A 21236-nucleotide genomic window follows, 5' to 3' on the forward strand; every position below is an offset into this window, starting at 1 on the left:
ATATAATAAGATTCTCCTGGCCAGGGGAATCTTATTTTTGTTTGTACGGGAGGATTAAGTATGAGGCAAAATGAATCCAGCATTACATCCTTGATTTCGGCTTTTGGTCGAGCCTATCACAGCCAACACGATACACCTCTTATTTTCGATGATTATATGGCTAAATTGCTGATCTCTCCTCAAGAGTTTTCAGATATCAGCAATAACATGGTTAAAGGCATTCATTTTTTCAACCCGGATATGGCTCACGAGCTCAAGGACGACCCGGAAAAGGCTCTAAAATGGATTACCCAGGTACAGTTATCTCCAATAACTCTGGCTCGGGCCGCATACTGTGAGCAAGTACTTTTGCATGAAGTTGCGTTGGGATTGAAGCAGGTAGTCATTCTTGGCGCCGGGATGGATACGATTGCTTTGAGGCATCCGGAATTGGAGGACACGCTGGATATCATTGAAGTGGATTATCCTGCTACACAGCAATTCAAGAAGGAGCGGCTGAATCAGGCCAAGCTGACTATTCCGGACAATCTTCACTTCGTACCCATGGATTTTACGCGTGAGCTTTCGAGTGACAGCTTGACTCTTGAAGGTTTGAAGAAACGGAAGACGTTGGCCAGCCTCTTGGGTGTTTCGTATTATTTGCCCCAAAATGATCTGTTTAACGTGATTCGTCATGTATTTGCAAGCCTGCCAACCGGAAGCTCTATAGTTCTGGATTATGCAGATGAGCACCTTTTTGAGGAAAAAGGAATGTTTAATCGGGTTGAAAATATGGTTAAATTGGCTGCAATGGGTGGTGAGCCGATGCAATCCGGTTACGCATATGTGGAGATGGAAGCCTTGCTTGATGAAGCAGGGCTGCTTATTTATGAGCATCTGACTCCGGAGGCGATTCAGGAACAGTTTTTCCAGGATCGAATCGATCATCTAAGGGCATTTGAAACGATACATTTCATTCACGCAGTAAAAAAATAAATCGATCCGGGCATGTATGGTCATCTGTATAGCCCGTATTTGCATAGCAGCGGCAAACCTTCACCCTGTGGCAGGGTGAAGGTTGTTTGGTTTGAACAAAGGGGCTCAGCATAAACCATGATTTGATAGCCAATAACTTCGACGGGATACAAATGTTCAACAATCAGACTTGTTATCGTTCAATCCCATGTCAATCAACGTTCTCTCCTCTATTTGTGCATAATGCTCATATAATAGAATGGATCGGGTGAAAGGCAGGGGGGAATGCATACGATGTACAAGGTTTTGCTGGTCGATGATGAATTTATGATCTCGGATGGAATTTCCAGTGTTGTGAACTGGTCTCGCTTAGGAACAGAACTGATTGGCATTGCTCAAGATGGATTGGAAGCGCTTGCGAAGATCGAGATGCAACGTCCCGATATCATCATCTCGGACATTCGCATGCCGGGAATGGATGGGTTAAAGCTGGTTGAGGCCGTGGCAGAGAAGTATCCGCATATCTCATTCATCATGCTCACGGGTTTCACCGAATTCGAATATGCGAAGACGGCCATGCAGTATGGGGTGAAGCACTATCTGCTCAAGCCCTGCAGTGAAGAACATCTCGTCCAGGCTATCAGTGAATTGGTGAGTGAGAAGCGGGAGTTAACCGATCAGGAGCGTTTTGTGCAATCGATCCAATATAATCTGGAGCGTGTACTGCCGCATGCCAAGGAATATTTTCTGAAAGAGCTGGTGACGAACAGAACCTACGGGGTCAAGGAATGGAAGTATTTCCAGGAGGTATTCGATGTACAGTTTCAGGATCAGCGCGTGCGGCTGCTGCTGGTAGAGATTGAGGGGGATCATGAATACTTGCACTTGTTCGCGGTGAAGAACATTGCCGAGGATATTTTTCACAATCCGATCTTAAGTACCACGGTTGGAGGTCATGTGTTACTGATGATGGAGGACAAGTTGTCTGAATCGCAGTTGTTCCATAACATTGATGAGATTCGCGCCACATTTACCCGATATTATCATGATGATCTTACGATCGCTCTGAGCGAACCGGGAGATCTTCCACAGGCACGGCAATTGTACATGCAGACGCTGGTTTATCTCAATTACCGTTTCTACCTTGGGGAGGGCAGTCTCATTATGGAGCGGGATGTTTACTCTCCCGGGGAGCGAACTCTTCCCGAATTCGAATATGATCCAGAGCGGATGGCTACTGCGATGAAGGCTGGACACTGGCAGGAAGTCGGAACAGAACTGAACCGGATGTTTCAGCTGCTCGCCGACTTCCGTTACGATATCTTTCAAACGAAGTCCTATCTTATTCAGATATTTATGGAGATGATTCGACTCAGCGGCTCTGCCGAGATGAAGAGGTATATGGATCAGTTGCCAGGCATGATTGAGTCCAGCACGTTGCATTCCTTTAAACAGTTTCTGCTTGCTGTTGCCAAGGAAATCACGCTGCGCCGCTACGAACAACATCGCTCCAGACAGTCGCAGATGGTGGGCAGTGTGAAGCAGATCGTGGAGAATCGTTACAGGGACGAAACACTGACACTCCAATCCATCGCCGGAGAAATATACATGAACCCGGACTACATTGGCAAAATGTTCAAAAAGGAAACCGGTGAGAAATTTACGAACTATGTGTTAAACTACCGTATTCGCAAAGCGTTGAAGCTTCTGGAGCAGGACGGGAACTGCACCGTATCCTGGCTTGCCGAACAGACGGGGTTTGGTGCCAACTGGCCGTATTTCAGCAAAATGTTCAAGAAATACACGGGCTTCTCCCCTTCCGAGTATAAAAAGGTACCCTAGGACAGCGCTGCTGTCGCTTCCTACATAGCTTCCTGTATATCCGATCCACAATCAATCTGTGATCACGTCCCTGTTTGCCATTCATCGGCATCAGGGTCTTTTTTTGTCGGACAGAACTCGGTTTTGAACATGCATTAAACGGAAATGAGCATGGGAAGAAAAGGCGCTCGCTTCTATCATTAGAAGTGTCATGTGAATGAACATCGAGAGTGGAGGTTGAGTGGATGGAGCTGAATCGAAGCCGGGGGATTGAACCTGGGCGTTTGAAGCCAGCTGGCAAATGGAGTTCGGTGAAAAAGGAGCTTGTCCGCAACAGATATGTGTATCTGATGCTCGTTCCAGTTGTAGCCTATTATCTGATTTTCAGTTATGGGCCGATGTACGGACTGCTGATGGCATTTCAGGAATCCTACAGCCCGATCAAAGGAATTTTGGCAGGCGAATGGGTCGGTTTTGACAATTTCACCATGTTTTTCGAAAGTTATTATTTCTGGCGACTGATTAAGAACACACTGATTCTGAGTTTTTACAGCATTGTGTTTGGTTTTCCGGCTCCAATCATCCTGGCCCTGTTACTGAATGAAGTACGGAAAAAGTGGTTCAGAAGCACGGTACAGACGATCAGTTACATGCCACATTTCATCTCGGTTGTGGTCGTGGTTGGAATGTTGAAAACGTTCTCATCGTTGGATGGCGGATTGTTTAATGTCATTCGTGACTTTTTCGATCTGCAGCCAATCATGTTCCTGGCGGAGAAGGATATGTTCCGTCCAATGTACATCCTGTCCAACATATGGCAGGGGGCAGGCTGGGCTTCGATTATCTTTTTGGCGGCACTCAGCGGGATTGATCCCCAGTTGTATGAGGCTTCCAAAATCGATGGCGCAGGCCGCTGGAGACAGCTGCTGCATATTACACTTCCGGGTATCATGCCAACGATTGTGATCATGTTAATTCTGCGGATGGGGGCGGTCATGAACGCTGATTTTCAGAAAATATTGCTGATGCAAACGGCTCCGACCTATGAGACATCCGATGTCATCTCCACCTTTGTTTATCGATCCGGAATTTTGGAGGGGAACTATACGTATTCAACAGCCATCGGGCTATTCAATGGCGTTATTAATTTCGCACTGCTCATCATCGCAAATGCGATCAGCAGAAAGCTTAACTCAACCAGTCTCTGGTAATTGGAAGGTGAAGCGATGAAACAGTCTATAGGGGAACGACTTTTTGATGTATTCAATACACTGCTGCTCTTGGTCATCATGATTTTATGCTTCTACCCGATGCTGTACGTGTTCAATTCTTCCATCAGCGATCCGGATCAGATGTTGCGTTCCCGGTCACTGATGCTCATTCCTGAAGGTTTCCAGCTGGGGGCGTACAAGTCGGTATTTCAGGATACGCGCATCTATACGGGTTACATGAACACCTTGTTCTATGTTGTTGTGGGCACAGCCATCAATCTGCTCATGACTTCACTGGCAGCCTATGGGTTATCACGCAGTGATCTGATGGGCAGAAAAACATTGATGAAATTAATTACGTTCACGATGTTTTTTGGCGGGGGCATGATCCCGACTTTTCTGCTGATTCAGAATCTGGGCATGGTGGATACCCGTTTCGCGCTTATTATTCCGGGTGCCATCAGTACGTTCTATTTTCTCATTATGAAAACAAACTTTGAGGGCATTCCGATCAGTCTGATCGAATCGGCGAAGCTTGATGGCGCCAATGACTTTCTGATTTTGTTCCGAATTGTACTGCCTCTGTCAAAGCCAATCCTGGCGGTTATGATGCTGTATTATGCGGTTGACCATTGGAATGATTATGTCGGACCGATGCTCTATCTACGCAGTCAGGAATTATATCCGATCCAGATTATTATGCGGGATATTCTGATCAGCAGCAGTACGGAGGCCATGGGCGCTGGCGCTGATACGGGCTTCGCCATTGGGGAGAACATCAAATATGCGACGATTATTATCTCCACGCTGCCGATTATGCTGGTATATCCGTTCATCCAACGTTATTTTGTTCAGGGCGCTTTAATCGGTGCTGTGAAACAATAAAAAATGTATCCTATGGAGGCGAATTGTGTGAAAAAAAGAATGGGGTCTATCTTGTTGTCATCGCTGCTTACCATGTCTTTACTGGCGGGCTGTACGGGGGATAAGGAGCCAGGTAACGCAGAACCGGCGGAGGAAACAGAACCTGCGGTTCAGGCATTAACGGAGATTCCGTTACCGATTACAAGTGAGCCATTTACCATTGACTACTGGCGCGCCAATGACGCCAAACTGACGGCTTCCTTGAACAACTTTGGCGATATGGCCGCTTACAAGGAAAAGGAGAAGCTGACGGGCATCCAGGTGAAGTTCACACATCCGCCGCTTGGACAACAGCGTGACCAGTTCAATCTTCTGATCTCCACGAAGGAGCTTCCGGATGTCATATATTATAACTGGGCAGATGCGGTTGGCGGTCCGGAAAAAATGATCAAGGACGGACGAATCATCCGGTTGAATGAATTAATTGACAGTTATGCACCGAACTTGAAGCGGATCATAGAATCCGATCCGAATGTGAAGAAGCAGATTGCACTCGATGATGGCACAATCTATATGTTCCCGCTGCTCAAGCTGGATGCATTGAAGCTGAATGCCACTTCCGGATTAATTATGCGTCAGGATTGGCTTGATCAATTAAACCTTGAGGTACCCACCACCATCGATGAGTGGTATACGGTACTCAAGGCATTCAAGGAGCAGGACCCTAACGGCAATGGCAAGCCAGATGAGCTGCCATTCACCGGAAACTGGGGGCCAGGCAACCTGACCAAGCTCCATGATTTTGCTGCGGCCTTTGGCGTCATTGGTGGTTTCCAGCTGAATGGAGACAAGGTGGAATTTGGACCGATTCAGCCGGGCTACCGTGATTTTCTGGAGACCATGGCCAAGTGGTACAAGGAAGGACTGATTGACCCCGAGATTATGACCAATGATGGCAAGGCGTTCGACTACAAGGTCACCAGCAATCTCGCAGGAGCATATCAGGGCGGTGTATTCAGTGGGATGGGGAAATACTTCAATCTGATGAGAGACACCGATCCGAATTTTAACGTAACCGGTGTACCGTGGCCTGTATCTCCAGATGGAACTTCGTACGCTACCTTCAATCTGGAGAACAAGGTATTAAGTTATGGTGAGGCCATAACGGCTTCTGCGGACGAGGACAAATTGAAATATATTGTACAGTGGATGGACTATAACTATAGCGAAGAAGGTAGTGATCTGTTCAACTTCGGTATTGAAAATGACAGCTACGTTCGTGACGGGGAAGGTGTCAAATTCACAGATACCATTATTGATAATCCGAACGGTCTGACGTACGACCAGGCGCTGGCTTCCTATGCCTTGTCCATCATGGACGGTCCAATCAATCAGGATAGCCGTTACCTGGATGCCTTATTATTTGACGACGGACAGCGTGCAGCGAATGCGGAATGGATGAAAGCAAGCTCGGCTTTAACACTTCCCCCAATTCGCTTGTCCACAGAAGAGGTGACCACAAGTACGTCCATCATGAGCCAGGTGAATACGTATTTGAATGAGACGATGACAGCCATCATTAGCGGACAGAAACCAATCACTGAATTTGACAAGATGACCGAAACCATCAAGAGCATGGACATTGAGCGGGCGATTGAGGTTCATCAGGCAGCCTATGACCGATATCAGTCCAAATAAACCGTGAGAAATCGAGCGCTAAAACTTTGGGAAAACCTTCCTGCATGTGATATACCTAGTAGTATCACGTGGTTCAAAGGAGCGCTTTGGTCATGACAGCCTACCGCAAACTCAGCATCAAAATGAAAATGTTTCTGATGATCATGGTCATGATGGCATTTATCATCATCCTGGCGTTTGGTTCCTTGTATTATACGTACTCGGTGTATGACAAACAGCTGTTTGATAAGTCATCCCGCCTACTGAACCTTTCCTCGTCTACAGTGGATGTTGAACTTCGGAAGTTGGAAGCGTTATCATTAAACGTGATTTCAGATACGCAGATTCAAAGGGCTTTGAAGTCATTGCTGGATGACGATAGCGCATATTCAAGCTTTATTGAACGGAAGAAGATCACAGATCGACTATGGGAGCATATTAGTGGGGCTGCACGATATGTGCAGTCCGTTCATCTGATTGATTCCAAGGGGAGAGTGAATAAATATGGTGAAACACTAACCGTATCCCCGGAAAAATATGATCGGATGATTGAGGCTGCGGAGCAGGCGAACGGGGCAGTACGCTGGTTATACCCGGATGACGATGATCCGATGCTGGTTATGGTGCGTCAGGTGCGAGCCTACGAACCGATGACCCTGGAACCAGTAGGCATACTGTTTCTGCGTATTAATATTGAGCGACTCGTTGAGGAGTATGCGGGCATGGATAGCCAGGACAGTGACATTATTCTGAAAGCAGGCAGTGAGGTGGTCTATCCTTATCGCCAGCTTCCAGAAGCGGTGTCCGCGGGATTGAATCCACTTCCGGGTAGTGGGGGTTATGAGATCAAAAATCTGGATGGAAGGGAGATATTCCTTTCCCAGAAGAAATCTTCTTACACCGGTTGGGTTTATTACAATATGGCCTCTTACGATGAAATTTTTGAACGGATTATATGGTTGAAGAATAGTTTGATTGTCGTTTATCTTATCGCCATTCTGGTTGTGCTTGCGCTTGGTATGGTGTTCGCACGCAGTCTGACAAGGCCGATCAGGCAGCTCATCAGTCAGATGAAGGAGGTGCAGTATGGGGACCTCGACAACATAGATGCCAATCTGGCCGTTCCCACACACCAGCACATGGATGAACTGGGGTTGCTCCAGCGTACGTATCGACTGATGATTACACATATTAATACATTGATCAAAGAAAATTATGCAAGCCAGCTGGTCATTAAAGAAACGGAGTTTAAGGCGCTGCAGGCACAGATCAATCCACACTTTTTGTATAATGCGCTGGATTCAATCCATTGGCTCGCCAAAAAGAACAGGCAGGAGCAAATCTCCAGTATGGTGCTGTCACTCGGATATTTGCTGCGTTCCTCCATCAGCTTCAAGCAAAATATCATTACCATTGCCGAAGAACTGGAGATCGTCAACCACTATATTACCATTCAGACCTACCGTTTCCGGCAGAGACTGGATTTCCGTATGGATGTGCCTGCTCCTTATTTGGGGTGTGCCATTCCCAAGTTAACTCTACAGCCCCTATTGGAAAATACCATTCAATATGGCTTGGAACCACAGGTTGGATCCTGTCTGATTCGAGTGTATGCCGAGATATCAGGGGGCAAGCTGGCCCTGATCGTGGAAGATCAGGGTCCTGGCATGGCACCCGAATATGTGGAACAAGTGCTGCGCGGAGAAGTGAAGACCAGAGGAACAGGGATTGGTCTGCTGAATATCAGGGAGCGGGTACGCTTGGCTTTTGGCGAAGAATATGATGTTCTGCTGGAGAGCAAGCCGGGGTATGGAACGAGAGTAACGGTGCTGCTGCCACCACCATCACCAGGTAAGGAGGAGAAGATATGGGAAGATGGATGCGAGCCATAGGCATGATCTGTCTTATACTGACTCTTTCTGGCTGTGTGAACCAGTGGGATCAAAGGCCAGGCATGATTGTGGAAGAAGAGCCGATCACACTGCGAATCGCTTGGTGGGGTGGGGAGTTTCGCAACAATGCAACGATAGCTGTTATCAATCGGTATGAGAAGTTGAACCCACATGTGAACATTGAATACGAATATAGCAGTTTCAATGAATACTGGAGAAAACTTGCCCCACATGCAGCAGGCAATGCGTTGCCCGACATTATCCAGATGGATGTCTCCTATCTGTCCCAGTACAGTTCGTTGCAACTGTTGGAGGATATGACGCCGTACATCCAGAGCGGACAGATTGACACGGCAGATATAGAGAAGGAACAGCTGGAGAGTGGGAGCCTAAATGGAAAAACCTACGGACTCAGTTTGGGCGTTAACGCCATGCTTAGTATCTATGATCCGGAAGTATTGAAGGCCAATGATATTGAATTGCCAACGGATACGTGGACATGGGCGGATTTTGACCGGATGGGCGAGCAATTGCTGGGGAAAGGCATTTATCTGGGAACCTATTTCACGCCCGAACAGTTTTTTGCGTATTACTTGAGACAATACGGTTCCAAGCTGTACGCCGAGGATGGCAAGAGGTTGGGTTATGAGGACGATGGGCTATTTATTGATTATTTTGGCCGAATGCAGCAGCTCGCGGAGAAGAAGCTTATTTTTGCACCGGATATCTGGACATCCGACATTGGCAAACCTGACAACGATCCGTTTTATCTGGGAGAGGCTTTGTTTAGCTGGGGGTATTCCAACCAATTTATCAGCACTGCTCAACGTTACGGCAAACCGTTAACCATTTCCCCGATGCCTGGGCCAAACAGCCAGGATGGGTTGTTCCTGAAGCCAGGCATGTTTTTCTCCATCGCAGGCAATTCCAGGCATAAGGAGGAGGCCGCCAAGTTCATCAGCTTTTTCGTAAATGATCTGGATGCCAATCTGCTGCTCAAAGGGGAGCGGGGTGTGCCTGTCTCATCCCGTGTCAAAGAGCGAATGAAGCTGGTGGTTGAACCGGAACTGGCACAGGTGTTTGATTACATTGATTGGGTTGCGGATCACAGCAGCCAGATGGACCCGCCTGATCCTGTAGGTGCAGCCGAGGTGACTGCCGTGTTACGTGAGTTGTATGATCTGCTGTTGTTTGGCAAAATTACGCCAGAGCAGGCGGCAAAGGATTTTCGTGAGCGGGCAAATGCCATTCTGGGTGGGAAGTTATAAGAATGGACTAGATCATATATGTATTTAATGAGCTTGGGGTCGTTATCGTTCACAAGCTTAACCTTCATTCTACTCGAGTGAGGGTTTTTGTTGTGGAGTGGTGTATATTTCCTCTAGTATAATAAAAATGGGTAGTCTATCTGTAGATTAGATAGATTCTATCCATATATTAATGGATGAGGAGTGTCAGGACATGTCCATACATCAGATAGGTCACAAGGTGTCTTTTGCAGATATACATACGAAGTTGCCTCAGAAAAGTTGGATGTACACTCAGAATGAAGCGCACAACGGTGAATTTGAAGCCGAGGAAGTATGGTTACATTCTGGTGATCTTCATATCAGTGAACTGTTGTTGGATGAAGGACCTTTTTTGATCTTGGTTGACGGAAATCTGACAGTGGATCGTTATATTGGAAATACAAGTTCCGACGCGGCCAGTTCAAATCTGGTTGTACTTGGGAATCTCATAACGCCCTATATGATCGTGGGTGGGCAGGAAATATATATTACAGGTAATCTCTATGTGGAGGATATGTTCTGGGGGGATTATAACCATGGAGAATTGACAGTGAGAGGGAATGTAGAAGGTGGATTGCTGGTAAGTACCGAGCAATATACGATTCAGGTTCAAGGACAGCGTAATGTGAAGCGTCAGCTTGAAGAATGGGAGGATCTCGGACCATGGCGGGGCTCTGACATGTTGACGTTATTGGTTCCTGAATGTGTGATTGATGAAGATACAGAGCCTTTTCCTTGGCGAGAAGAAATGTTAAGGAGGCTGCAGCAAGGACAACCTGTAATCAACCGAAAGTACATTCATGCTGATGAATCAGAGCCAGATGTGCCGGATTGGTTCGAAGATCATCGGATTACCGCTGAGAACATAGAGCGTCTTACTCATCCATCTTTGTTGCCTGTAAGAGAGGCGGATGAGTTGCTGAACAGTTATGAATTTTGGTTGGACGAGCAATTTTGCCGAGTATCGGTCTATGGAGATGAGCATACGGAGGGGTATTTCCGCAGTCTGTATTTTCAGGATGACCACAATTGTGCATTGTTGCTTAAGATGGAGCCATCAGATCAAGGTTCCAACTCTCCTGATAAACATATCGTACAATCGGGTAAACCTGTCTGGATGATCTCAGGAGCATATCGTTATCTGCACAATGAGAATTCGGAATGGAACGTATTCTCGGAGAACTCACCTGCTGATATTCAGCAGTTAAGCGAGCAAGGATGGAGCACCTTGTTGCAGTCTGTATCGAATTATCAGTATGCCCGTTCCTTCATTTCGCAACAACTGATCCATGATTTATTAGCACTGCCTGTCGTGGAGCCATATGACGATTATTATGATGATGATCGGCACGGACTGTGGATTGGAGAGTTATATTTTGCATTTCGACAAGCAGGTCAGATGTCTAATGGTGTTCCCCAGCCAGCCATGCTACGTATTGGAAGAGAGTATGTGGATGCTCAAGGGGAGACTCAGGTGGAGAAATACTATTATACCCTGCACCAACATGCGGACGGCTCGGAAAGTGTGTTGATTGAATACTCGGCTCAGAATGACGAGGATGAGGAAGAAGAACCGTTGCTGCTTGAACTTCATTATCTAGGCGGCTCTCAATTACTACATGCCGTTCAATTGCTCGAACGTGGACGCCAAGTGCTCATTCAAGCGAATGAGGATCTACTGAATGGGGAGCCACCGTACGCTGCTGAATCATTTGCGAAGCGATTCTGGAAATCAAAAGGATATCTGAAATGAATAAAACAACCTTCACCTCGTTTGCAGAGGGAAGGTTGTTTTCATTCCGTATTTGTTTTTTTCGATGGTTGCTATGTTAGGGCATGCTACTTAACCAAACTGGGCTTGATGCAGTCGGCTGTAAGAGCCTTTACGCGCGAGCAGCTCATCATGACTGCCTTGTTCGGTTACGTTGCCGTTCTCCACCACTATGATACGATCAGCATGTCGGATGGTCGCCAGTCGATGGGCAATCACCAAAGTTGTACGTCCCTGAGCCAGCTCGGACAAGGCCAGTTGAATGGCGGCTTCCGTCTCGGTATCGAGTGCGGAAGTGGCTTCATCCAGAATGAGAATTGGCGGGTTCTTCAGGATCATTCTTGCGATGGATAGACGTTGCTTCTGTCCGCCGGAGAGTTTTACGCCACGTTCACCAATCATGGTGTCCAGTCCATCTGTCTGGGATTGCACCAGCTCTTCCAGCTGGGCCCGGCGGAGGGCTTGCCAGATTTCTTCATCCGAAGCATTCAGCTTGCCGTATGCTATATTTTCACGAATGGTTCCGTCAAACAGGAAAATATCCTGCTGCACAATCCCGATATGGGAGCGCAGTGATTCCAGCGTCATGTCCTTCACAGGAATGCCATCAATGGAGATATGCCCCGCATCTACATCGTAGAAACGTGGAATTAGACTGCATAACGTCGTTTTGCCCCCGCCCGAAGGTCCAACCAGAGCAACCGTCTGGCCTGCCTGAATATCCAGATTGACCTGAGAGAGTGTAGGTTTGTGTTCTCCATAAGAAAAGGTCACGTTATGGAAAGCAATATCGCCTTTCACATCCGGAATCGGTTTTGCCTGAGGTGTATCTTCTACATCAGGTACAGCTTCGAGCAGCTCCAGATAACGTTTGAATCCGGCGATGCCTTTGGGATACGTCTCAATGACGGAGTTAATCTTCTCGATCGGTCCGAGGAATACATTGGACAGCATTACAAATGCGATGAACTCCCCGTAAGTCATACTGCCTTGAATGACAAACCAGGTTCCACACACCAGTACAAACAGCGATACAAATTTCATCAGAATAAAACTGAGTGAAGAGTTCCAGGCCATAATGCGGTAGGTGATTAGTTTCGTTAGCCGGAAACGTTCGTTGTTCTCAACGAAACGTCCTACTTCATGCTTTTCATTGGCAAAAGCCTGTACCACCCGGATGCCGCTCACATTGTTCTCTACCCGTGCATTATAATCGGCGATATCCGCAAACATGCGCTTGAACGCCTTGGACATTTTGCGACTGAAATACAGCGACAGGTAGATCATCAGCGGCACAATGATGAACGTCATCACAGCGAGCTGCCAGTTAATCCCCAGCATAATGCCGAAAGCTCCGGCGAGTGTCATGAAGGCAATGAATAAGTCTTCGGGTCCGTGATGCGCAATCTCACCAATATCCATTAAGTCGTTGGTCATGCGGGAGACCAGATGTCCGGTCTTATTGTTGTCGAAGAAGCGGAAGGACTGCTTCTGTACACGCGTGAACAGTTCTCTCCGCATATCGGATTCAATATTAATGCCGAGCTTGTGGCCCCAATAGGTGACGGCATAATGGAAAAAGGAACTGAGCAGGTAGATGCCGAGCAAACCGACACATGCCGCCAAGATCATGGACCAATTGCCAGCCGGAAGCAGTTGATCGACCACCCGGTTCACAGCGAGTGGAAAGGCCAGCTCCAGCAGCGCGGCGGCGATGGCACAGGAGAAGTCCAATATAAAGAGCCTTTTGTAAGGACGATAATAAGACATAAAACGGCGAAGCATATGTAAGCCCTCCTCATTCTCAATATGGATAAATGCCCGAGCAGGCTAAATCAGCCTGTCCGGACACCTGTATTCATGCTTATGTTATTTGCGGTTTTGTTCGGCACGTTCTACGATCATATCGGCAAATTCTTCAGCCTGACCTTGAATTGCAATCGGGTCGAAGTACCAGTAACGGTCTTCCAGCAATTCGTACACCTGATTGTTTTTCACAGCAGGCAAGGACTGCCAGATGGAGTCACCCTGGTAATTTTTATTGTTCTCTCCAACGGTCAAGAAGATATGATCCCCTGCATAATCACCAACGACTTCACGCGAGATTTCTTTCCATTGGGTATCGCCCATCAGTTCTTTTTTGGTGATTTCGAGTGGAGCAAGTTCCAAAGCGCGGTATACCGCCTGTCCTCCTCGGCCAAAATTGTCTCCATATCCATAATAACTCTTGTCGGAAACTTCAAGGATGGAGAAGGTTTCCTCCGGTTTAATGACGGCTTTCACCTTGGCACGAGCAGCTTCGATCCGTCCATCATACGTTTTCAGCCAAGCTTCCGCTGCTTCGGATTTGTTCATCAGCTCTCCGAATCCCCGGATTTCTTCGTGTACATTCGTGAATGTACCATAAGGGATGACTACGGTAGGTGCGATTTTTTGATAACTCTCAATTTCGCTGGCCTGGTCAGAGTAGGTAATGATGAGATCCGGGTTCAAAGCAATGACCTTCTCCATGGATACCGCTGCCCGATCACCAATACTCTCTATGCCCGCCACCTGCTCTGCATAGAACGGGTTTTCGAGATAATATTGAACAGCACCAACGGGCTTCACACCCAGTGCGAGCAGATCACTTACGTACATATCGGTAACGATTCGTTTCGGTTCAGCCGGAATTTCAACATCCCCGCTTAATGACTTGTAGATTCGTGTAGCATTTGAATTATCTGCACTGGACGACGTGTCTGAATTCGTCTCGGAAGAGGCGGATGTCGTTTCAGTTCCCGCTGCTGATGTCTGTTCAGTGGCAGTCGAGCCCGTTCCGCTGCTACAAGCTGCCAGAATCATAATGATGGCGAGCATAAGCAGCAAGCCGGAAAAGCGTTTTTTTGCAGCAAACATATTTTTGTTCCCCCTATGTATAATTAATAATGATTATTATTCTCATTAATAACATAGAGGAAGATGTGAGTTTTGTACATGGACAACTATGATCACTATCGCATGGACAATTATGATGTCAGGTGGCGCATGATATGCTGCAATTGCTCCATAACGGACAAAGGATCAAATCCGTAGAACATGTCGGCATCAATCTCGTATACACGTCCTTCACGAACGGCGGGTAGGGTGCCCCAGAATTCCTGATTCAACAGGTCATCCAATATCTCTCGTTCGGCAGGTTCCTCAGGGAAGGCGACAAACATGTGATCTGCTGCATATAAGTGAATCTCGGACAACGGAACATGAATGTACCCCGTGAGTAATTGTCCGTTCTGCTCCATTCGTGACGGTGGAGTGAAGCTCAGCGATTGATACAGCACATGAGAAGCTCTGCCCCAGCCATGACCATAGATATATGCGCCATCCTCTCCGATCATAAATATGCAAACGGCGGACCCTCGTGTTCCTTCCATCCATTGATCCAACTTATGATTGGCTTCTTGCTCAAGTTGATGATAACGATCCAATAACCCCTGTGCATTGGACTCGAGTCCGGTAATTCGTCCCAGATGGAGAAGCTGCTCCTGCCAATCGAGTTCTTCAAAGGGCATCAGAATGGTCGGGGCGATCAGACGTAGTTCGTCGGAAGCGGGGTGTGGTGCATACCCGAGAATGACATCAGGCTGAGCATTCGCAATCAGCTCCGGATGTTTAACCAGCTCATATTCGGAATGCTGCTGAAATTGTTCATGCCCATGATGACCGTGTTCACCACTTTTTTCTTCCATCCAGCTGGCTACGGCGCCCATGTGGGGAGTGTGGCCCAGTGCCAGAAGTGAGGCTGTATAGTTGTAAGTCAGAGAAACGATCTTCTTGGGCATTTTCCGGTAATGAGTCGGTGCCGAGCCAACCATCTGTTTGAATTTGCGGCTCAGATAGAAAGTGTCCCTGTAGCCTGTCGATCGTGCAATTTCCTGTAGCGGAGGGTTCGAGAACAATAGATGTTCCTGAGCCATCCTGATTCTGAGACGAGTCACATATTCAACAAACGTAAGGCCTGTATGCTTCTTGAACTCCCGTGAAAAATGCTCGGGACTCACATTGGCATCGCGTGCCAATTGTTCACGGGTCAGCGGTTGTATATACATCTGATGGATATGTCTAAGCACGTTATCAAGCCAGGAGTGATCTTCATGAGCAGAATGAGCCACATGATCTTGCAACATGTCCAGTATTTCATAGAAAAGCATATGTGGCCTGAAGGGGCTGGAATCATTACCTTTCAAACAGGCTTGAACCAGCTCAACGGCCTTGTCTGTGAGATGGCGACTCACAATGGTTGCTGGTAACCCAAAAGGCCAGAACCGCTGTTCATTTTCAGCGGAATCAAAAGCAATAGCAATGCCCTGTATTGGCGATAGGGAGCCGCGCTTGTTCTCGTGCTGAAGCAGGTTTTCGGCTTGCCGAACAACGGCGGAGCCTGCATTTAATGTCAGTTTTCCCTCTGCACTAATTATCCTGGCCTGACCAGCAGTAACGACGTATAGTACATGAAGTGTGCTCCACAGTTCATCTATGCGGGAGAAGGCCTCGCGATCGTGAAGCTGCACCAGATGGCACAGCTTGAACCCGGCAGCAGGTACGGACTGAATCTTCTGCAAGGAAATGGGGATGGACAGCGATTTTTGATGATACGTGTGCTTGGAAATATTCATTAGATAACGGTCTCCTTACATAAGCCGGCAGGGTCATTATTCGTCTTATGCCCTCGGTATACTGGCGTAATTCTCGGATCTCAACTATTATGCAGTATATACTATAAATGAAGTGACGTGGATGGACAGATAGGACAAATCATATTTTTCTGTGAAAAATGGATAAAGTGGTTGAAATCGCTATCAACACCGACTATAATGAAAATGTCGAAACGTTTCAATCTGGCGTTTACTGCCAGTTTCATTGTGTTAGGCACAAACAGTTCGTAGCTCGCCAGATTGAAAGACGTGTCATGACCATCAATAGTGGCAAGGACTGGAACGTTACACATTCAACCATGGCGCTATAAGGATGGAGACAAGGATTTTTTTTGAGAACACCTCGAAACGTTTCGATTGATATCCATAGCTACGATATGTACAAAGATCAATAAACGATTATATCGGATGTAGTGGTTGTTCTAACCATGTATCGTATAAAATGTAGATAACCTTAGAATTTGTTCTAGTCTAGAAGGAGCGAACGTGGAATGGCAACGATTAAGGATGTGGCAAAGCTGGCAGGTGTAGCACTCTCGACGGCTTCCTATGCGCTGAGCGGGGATAGCAAGGTTAGTGCCAAGACCAAGGCTAAAGTGCTTGAGGCAGCACGAGAACTGAATTACCGCAAGAACGGCTTTGCCATGGACCTGAAGCGGAGCCGAACGAACACGATCGCTCTGATTCTGACCGATCTGTCAGGCCCGTATTACTCGGAGTTGATCCGTAGTGTACAGGATGTAGCTCTCGCGAACGGGTATGACTTGATTGCGTGCAGCTCCATGGGTGGACGGGATTCAACAGCGGTGAGATTTTTACGTGAAAAAAGAGTGGACGGAGCCATCGTTTTGGCACATAACATCCATGATGATATTCTGGTGGAATCTGCCGGTCATCGCTTTCCGATCATTGTGATGGATCGTCAGTTGTCGAGTGATCATCTGGTTAACGTGCTGGTGGATGGAGAGCAGGGCGGTTATCTGGCTACACAATATCTGATCCAGGCTGGACATCAGAAGATTGCTTATATCAGTGGTCCATCCAACTCGTATGACAATGCGCTCCGTTACCAAGGGTATCTGCGAGCGATGCGGGAAGCGGGACTTGAAGAAAAGTCCAAATGGCGTCTGAACGGCAACTTTGTGCGTGAGGGCGGATACAGTGCAACCAAAATGATGATCATGCAGGGCGAGCTTCCCTCAGCGGTATTTTACGGTAACGATGAGATGGCGATTGGTGGCCTGAAGGCATTGGAAGAGCGTGGTATATCGGTGCCGAATGACATTTCCGTAATCGGATTTGACGATATTCAGTTGTCGGAATATGTTCGTCCACCGCTGACAACGATACGCCAGCCGAAGCATGAAGCCGGGTCACTCGCCGGACATCTGTTATTCCAGATGCTCAATGGTGAAGCAGTAGATCCTTCCTATACGTTAACGATTAATATGATCGAGCGCAACTCTGTACGTTCGGTTTAGGCCAAGTCTGGAATTGAAGAACTGCCTGTAGGTGTAAAAGTTTAATGAAGGGGTTATCGTCCAGACGGGCTGTTAAAGGCCGGTTTGAAGAGGCCCCTATTCTTTTTCAAGTTTATCGAAACGTTTCGATTCTATACTAATTCAAGGAGTGAACCTTATGACAACGATGATTAATGAACCGATCCGGTTGAATGCCGGGGAGTTATCCTTTACCTTTTTGAACAGTGGCGACTTGTACCAGGCTACTTCTGGTACAACGATGTTGAACCAGTTGCTCAGTAACCAGATTGATGGATCTCTCAATAACCTGTACCTGCGTGTACACGAGGGAGAGAAGATCAGCTCGTTCCCATTGCTCGGTGTACATTCGAACAGCAAGGTGATTACAAGCAAAGCACAGTCCAGCAACCAGTTGATCTGGGAGGGCACAGTACAGTTGGAAGGCAGTGAACAAGGCATCGGCTACCAGGTCGTATTTACGGCTACACCACAAGGTGTCTGGTTCTGGGATGTGAAGCTCACAGGACAACAACAGAACGTAGACGTGGTATATGGACAGGATGTAGGACTAGCTGATCCAGGAGCGGTACGCAGTAATGAAGCTTATCTGTCACAATACATTGACCATACGGTGTTCCAAGATGAAGCGAAAGGGTATGTGGTATGTTCCCGTCAAAACCAGCCTCAGGGCGGTGCATTTCCGTACATGCAGCAAGGTTCCCTGACGAAAGCTATCGGTTACTCCACAGACGGATTCCAATTCTTTGGTCTGTCATACAAGGAAAGCAATCAACCAGAGAGCTTGAATCGCCCAACGCTGGCGAATGAGACATATCAGTATGAATTTGCCTATACCGCATTGCAATCGGAGATGTTGAATCTGAACGGAAAAGCTCAGGTGGTCTTCTATGGACTGGCGAAGCCTAATCATGCCGAAGGAATCTCTGCACTGGAATTCGGAGATGAAGTTACTGCAGCATGGAATGAAGTACAAGCTATGTCTGTGGACAAAGGCGACACGTTGGAACAGGTGAAACTGTCCTCCTTCCTGGGTGAACCTCTGGTTACGCTTGACCTGACGCCAGATGAGATTCAGGATCTGTTCCCTGATCGTCATCAGGAGGAGCACAGCGGTGAGGAATTGTTATCCTTCTTCACAGGCAGCTACGAACACATCGTTCTGAAAGCAAAAGAATTGCTTGTGGAGCGTCCGCACGGTCACATTCTGATGAGTGGTGGCAACGTGCAACTTGGGGCACAGGTTATTACAACGACATCGTATATGTACGGTATTTTCAACTCACAGCTCGTTATTGGGAACACCAATTTTAATAAAATGATCAGTAATGCCCGTAATGCCTTGAACGTGCCGAAGACGGCTGGACAACGCATCTATGTGGAAATGGACGGACAATATCGTCTGCTGACGATGCCATCCCTGTTCGAGATTGGCTTCAACTATGCACGCTGGATCTACAAAACGGAATCCGATACGATCATCGTGACCAATTACACAGGTGCACATACGACGGAAGTAAGCATGAACGTACGCTCCACAAGTGGCAAGGCATACCGTTACCTGGTAACGAACCAAATTACGATGAATGTGAATGAATACGAGTATCCGCTGCATATGACGCAGGATGGCGATACTTTGATCTTCAAAGCGGACCCACAAGCGATTAGTGCTGGAACGTATCCGGATCTTCAATACCGTATGTCGGTGGATGGTGCGACTGTAAATGTAGGTGACGAAACGCTGCTGGCAAGTGGTATCCGCAGTGGTTCCGCATCGCTGGTTACACTTAGTCTGGAAGCGAGTACTGAATGGACGCTGAAGGTACAAGGGGTATTGGAAGGTCAAGCGGATAGCGGCGCGGCAGCAGTTTCAAGTCTGACGTTTGAAGAGGAAGTGCAGGCATATCGCGAGTTCTTCGCAGGTGTGATGAACGGGTTCCGTTTGTCCCGTGGAGAAGGTCAGACGGCAGAGGATCTGTTCAAAGTAAATGCGCTGGCTTGGTGGTACACCCACAACATGCTGGTTCACTACTCCGTGCCTCACGGTTTGGAACAGTATGGCGGCGCAGCTTGGGGTACACGGGATGTGTGTCAAGGTCCGGTGGAATACTTTATGGCAACGCAAAAATATGAGCAAGTTCGCGATATTATCAAAATGGTCTATACCCACCAATACGAAGATGATGGCAACTGGCCGCAATGGTTCATGTTTGATAAATACTTTGCGATTCAACAGGAAGAGAGTCATGGTGACATCATTGTATGGCCGCTAAAAGTGCTGGCGGATTACCTGACAGCGACTCGCGATTATGCGATTCTGGATGAGAAAGTACCTTATACTGTTAAGCATAGCTTCGGGTTCACGGAAGAGACAGCAACGGTACTGGATCACGCAAAAAAAGAGATCGAGTATATTCGTTCGCACTTCCTGCACGATACGTTCCTGTCTTCTTACGGCGATGGCGACTGGGATGATACGCTCCAACCAGCCAATGCACAGCTTAAGCAATACATGGTGAGCAGTTGGACGGTGGCATTGACGTATCAGTCCGTGAATGTGCTCTCGCAAGCGCTGAAATTCAAGGATACGGACTTTGCACAGGAGCTTGACGAGCTGGCCCAAGGCATCCGCGAGGACTTTAACCGTTACATGCTGGGCACGGATGTGATTCCAGGCTTTGTATACATGGAAGAAGCTGACCAAGCGAAGTTGATGCTCCATCCATCGGACACAGAGACAGGCATTCAATACCGCCTGTTGCCAATGACGCGCAGCATGATCGGTGAATTGCTGAATGCGGAGCAAGCAGAATCACATTACGCATTGATCCGTGAGCAGTTCCTGTGCCCGGATGGCGTGCGTCTGATGAATCGTCCGGCTCAATATGCTGGCGGCGTAAGCACACACTTCAAACGTGCAGAGCAAGCATCCAACTTCGGACGTGAGATTGGTTTACAATATGTGCACGCTCATATCCGTTATGTAGAAGCGATGGCGAAGCTCGGTAAGACAGATCAGGTGTGGAACGGTCTTGCGATGATCAACCCGGTTGGTATCGGCGAGGTTGTACCTAACGCGGAGATTCGCCAGGCGAACTCGTACTTCAGTAGTTCGGACGGCAAGTTCAATACACGTTACGAGGCACAGGAACATTTTGATCAGCTTCGTAAAGGGACTGTACAGGTGAAAGGCGGATGGAGAATCTACTCCAGCGGCCCTGGAATCTACATGAACCAGCTGATCTCCAACGCGCTTGGCATTCGTCAAGAGGGCGGCGATCTGGTCATTGACCCGGTATTGCCGACTGAGCTGAACGGCATGCAATTCGAATTCGAGTATGCAGGTGAGCCGGTGACGTTCATTTATCACTTGAATGAAGGTGCTGTGAGCCGTGTAGCGGTGAATGGCAAGGACATTCGCACCGAGCGTACAGCGAACCGTTACCGTCAGGGCGGAGTAAGCATCTCTCTGGATGAGTTCAGACAGGCACGCAGTGCGACTGAGCGCACAATCGTTGATATTTATATGTAATACTATGTAAGTTGTAAAGGTGATCTATCCCT

13 protein-coding genes are annotated in these 21236 nt (G+C 47.6%); 10 read left to right on the plus strand and 3 right to left on the minus strand.

Annotated features, from left to right (window positions below; genetic code table 11):
- Positions 1-60: 60 nt before the first annotated feature.
- From ACTHPG_RS20320 to ACTHPG_RS20355, 8 genes are all read left to right on the plus strand, one after another.
- Complete coding sequence (locus tag ACTHPG_RS20320) at positions 61-975, plus strand: class I SAM-dependent methyltransferase (protein ID WP_440391256.1); 915 nt, start codon at positions 61-63, stop codon at positions 973-975.
- Between the two features lie 273 nt (positions 976-1248).
- A complete protein-coding gene (locus ACTHPG_RS20325; protein WP_440391258.1) occupies positions 1249-2796 on the plus strand; it encodes a response regulator transcription factor in 1548 nt (515 codons plus the stop codon).
- Between the two features lie 224 nt (positions 2797-3020).
- Positions 3021-3986: an ABC transporter permease gene (locus tag ACTHPG_RS20330; protein WP_339238325.1), complete on the plus strand. Its 966-nt coding sequence runs from the start codon at positions 3021-3023 to the stop codon at positions 3984-3986.
- 15 nt (positions 3987-4001) lie between these two features.
- Positions 4002-4871 carry a carbohydrate ABC transporter permease gene (locus tag ACTHPG_RS20335; protein ID WP_113052959.1) on the plus strand — a complete coding sequence of 290 codons (870 nt, stop codon included), beginning with the start codon at positions 4002-4004 and terminating at the stop codon, positions 4869-4871.
- A gap of 27 nt (positions 4872-4898) precedes the next feature.
- A complete protein-coding gene (locus ACTHPG_RS20340) occupies positions 4899-6548 on the plus strand; it encodes an ABC transporter substrate-binding protein (RefSeq protein WP_440391259.1) in 1650 nt (549 codons plus the stop codon).
- A gap of 92 nt (positions 6549-6640) precedes the next feature.
- On the plus strand, positions 6641-8419 hold the full coding sequence (locus tag ACTHPG_RS20345) for a sensor histidine kinase (protein WP_440391260.1): 1779 nt from the start codon (positions 6641-6643) through the stop codon (positions 8417-8419).
- Positions 8395-9687: an ABC transporter substrate-binding protein gene (locus ACTHPG_RS20350; RefSeq protein ID WP_440391261.1), complete on the plus strand. Its 1293-nt coding sequence runs from the start codon at positions 8395-8397 to the stop codon at positions 9685-9687. The genes ACTHPG_RS20345 and ACTHPG_RS20350 overlap by 25 nt, the downstream gene beginning before the upstream one ends.
- A 193-nt stretch (positions 9688-9880) precedes the next feature.
- Positions 9881-11461, plus strand: a complete 1581-nt coding sequence (locus ACTHPG_RS20355; RefSeq protein WP_440391262.1) for a hypothetical protein — start codon at positions 9881-9883, stop codon at positions 11459-11461.
- Between the two features lie 90 nt (positions 11462-11551).
- Here ACTHPG_RS20355 and ACTHPG_RS20360 read toward each other — a convergent pair whose 3' ends face one another.
- The 3 genes from ACTHPG_RS20360 to ACTHPG_RS20370 all read right to left on the minus strand — a co-directional run bounded on the left by ACTHPG_RS20360 (position 11552) and on the right by ACTHPG_RS20370 (position 16134).
- The gene (locus tag ACTHPG_RS20360) at positions 11552-13264 is read right to left on the minus strand and encodes an ABC transporter ATP-binding protein (RefSeq protein ID WP_440391263.1); all 1713 of its coding nucleotides are present in this window, start codon (positions 13262-13264) and stop codon (positions 11552-11554) included.
- Between the two features lie 84 nt (positions 13265-13348).
- A complete protein-coding gene (locus tag ACTHPG_RS20365; protein WP_440391264.1) occupies positions 13349-14377 on the minus strand; it encodes an ABC transporter substrate-binding protein in 1029 nt (342 codons plus the stop codon).
- A 110-nt stretch (positions 14378-14487) separates the two neighbouring features.
- Positions 14488-16134 (minus strand): ABC transporter substrate-binding protein, encoded by a 1647-nt coding sequence (locus tag ACTHPG_RS20370; RefSeq protein ID WP_440391265.1) that lies wholly within the window; start codon positions 16132-16134, stop codon positions 14488-14490.
- Between the two features lie 530 nt (positions 16135-16664).
- Here ACTHPG_RS20370 and ACTHPG_RS20375 point away from each other — a divergent pair.
- Both ACTHPG_RS20375 and ACTHPG_RS20380 read left to right on the plus strand, forming a co-directional pair.
- On the plus strand, positions 16665-17654 hold the full coding sequence (locus ACTHPG_RS20375; protein ID WP_440391266.1) for a LacI family DNA-binding transcriptional regulator: 990 nt from the start codon (positions 16665-16667) through the stop codon (positions 17652-17654).
- 157 nt (positions 17655-17811) lie between these two features.
- Complete coding sequence (locus ACTHPG_RS20380; protein WP_440391267.1) at positions 17812-21204, plus strand: GH36-type glycosyl hydrolase domain-containing protein; 3393 nt, start codon at positions 17812-17814, stop codon at positions 21202-21204.
- Positions 21205-21236: the final 32 nt, after the last annotated feature.

This window comes from Paenibacillus sp. SAF-068 (assembly GCF_051967555.1).
Taxonomy (GTDB): domain Bacteria; phylum Bacillota; class Bacilli; order Paenibacillales; family Paenibacillaceae; genus Paenibacillus.

Bases quoted from the DNA above. Each gene is read 5' to 3' on its own strand.
- ACTHPG_RS20360 (WP_440391263.1), bottom strand. From the start codon at position 13,264: ATGCTTCGCCGTTTTATGTCTTATTATCGTCCTTACAAAAGGCTCTTT.
- ACTHPG_RS20355 (WP_440391262.1), top strand. From the start codon at position 9,881: ATGTCCATACATCAGATAGGTCACAAGGTGTCTTTTGCAGATATACAT.
- ACTHPG_RS20330 (WP_339238325.1), top strand. From the start codon at position 3,021: ATGGAGCTGAATCGAAGCCGGGGGATTGAACCTGGGCGTTTGAAGCCA.
- ACTHPG_RS20380 (WP_440391267.1), top strand. From the start codon at position 17,812: ATGACAACGATGATTAATGAACCGATCCGGTTGAATGCCGGGGAGTTA.
- ACTHPG_RS20325 (WP_440391258.1), top strand. From the start codon at position 1,249: ATGTACAAGGTTTTGCTGGTCGATGATGAATTTATGATCTCGGATGGA.
- ACTHPG_RS20365 (WP_440391264.1), bottom strand. From the start codon at position 14,377: ATGTTTGCTGCAAAAAAACGCTTTTCCGGCTTGCTGCTTATGCTCGCC.
- ACTHPG_RS20350 (WP_440391261.1), top strand. From the start codon at position 8,395: ATGGGAAGATGGATGCGAGCCATAGGCATGATCTGTCTTATACTGACT.
- ACTHPG_RS20370 (WP_440391265.1), bottom strand. From the start codon at position 16,134: ATGAATATTTCCAAGCACACGTATCATCAAAAATCGCTGTCCATCCCC.
- ACTHPG_RS20345 (WP_440391260.1), top strand. From the start codon at position 6,641: ATGACAGCCTACCGCAAACTCAGCATCAAAATGAAAATGTTTCTGATG.
- ACTHPG_RS20320 (WP_440391256.1), top strand. From the start codon at position 61: ATGAGGCAAAATGAATCCAGCATTACATCCTTGATTTCGGCTTTTGGT.
- ACTHPG_RS20375 (WP_440391266.1), top strand. From the start codon at position 16,665: ATGGCAACGATTAAGGATGTGGCAAAGCTGGCAGGTGTAGCACTCTCG.
- ACTHPG_RS20335 (WP_113052959.1), top strand. From the start codon at position 4,002: ATGAAACAGTCTATAGGGGAACGACTTTTTGATGTATTCAATACACTG.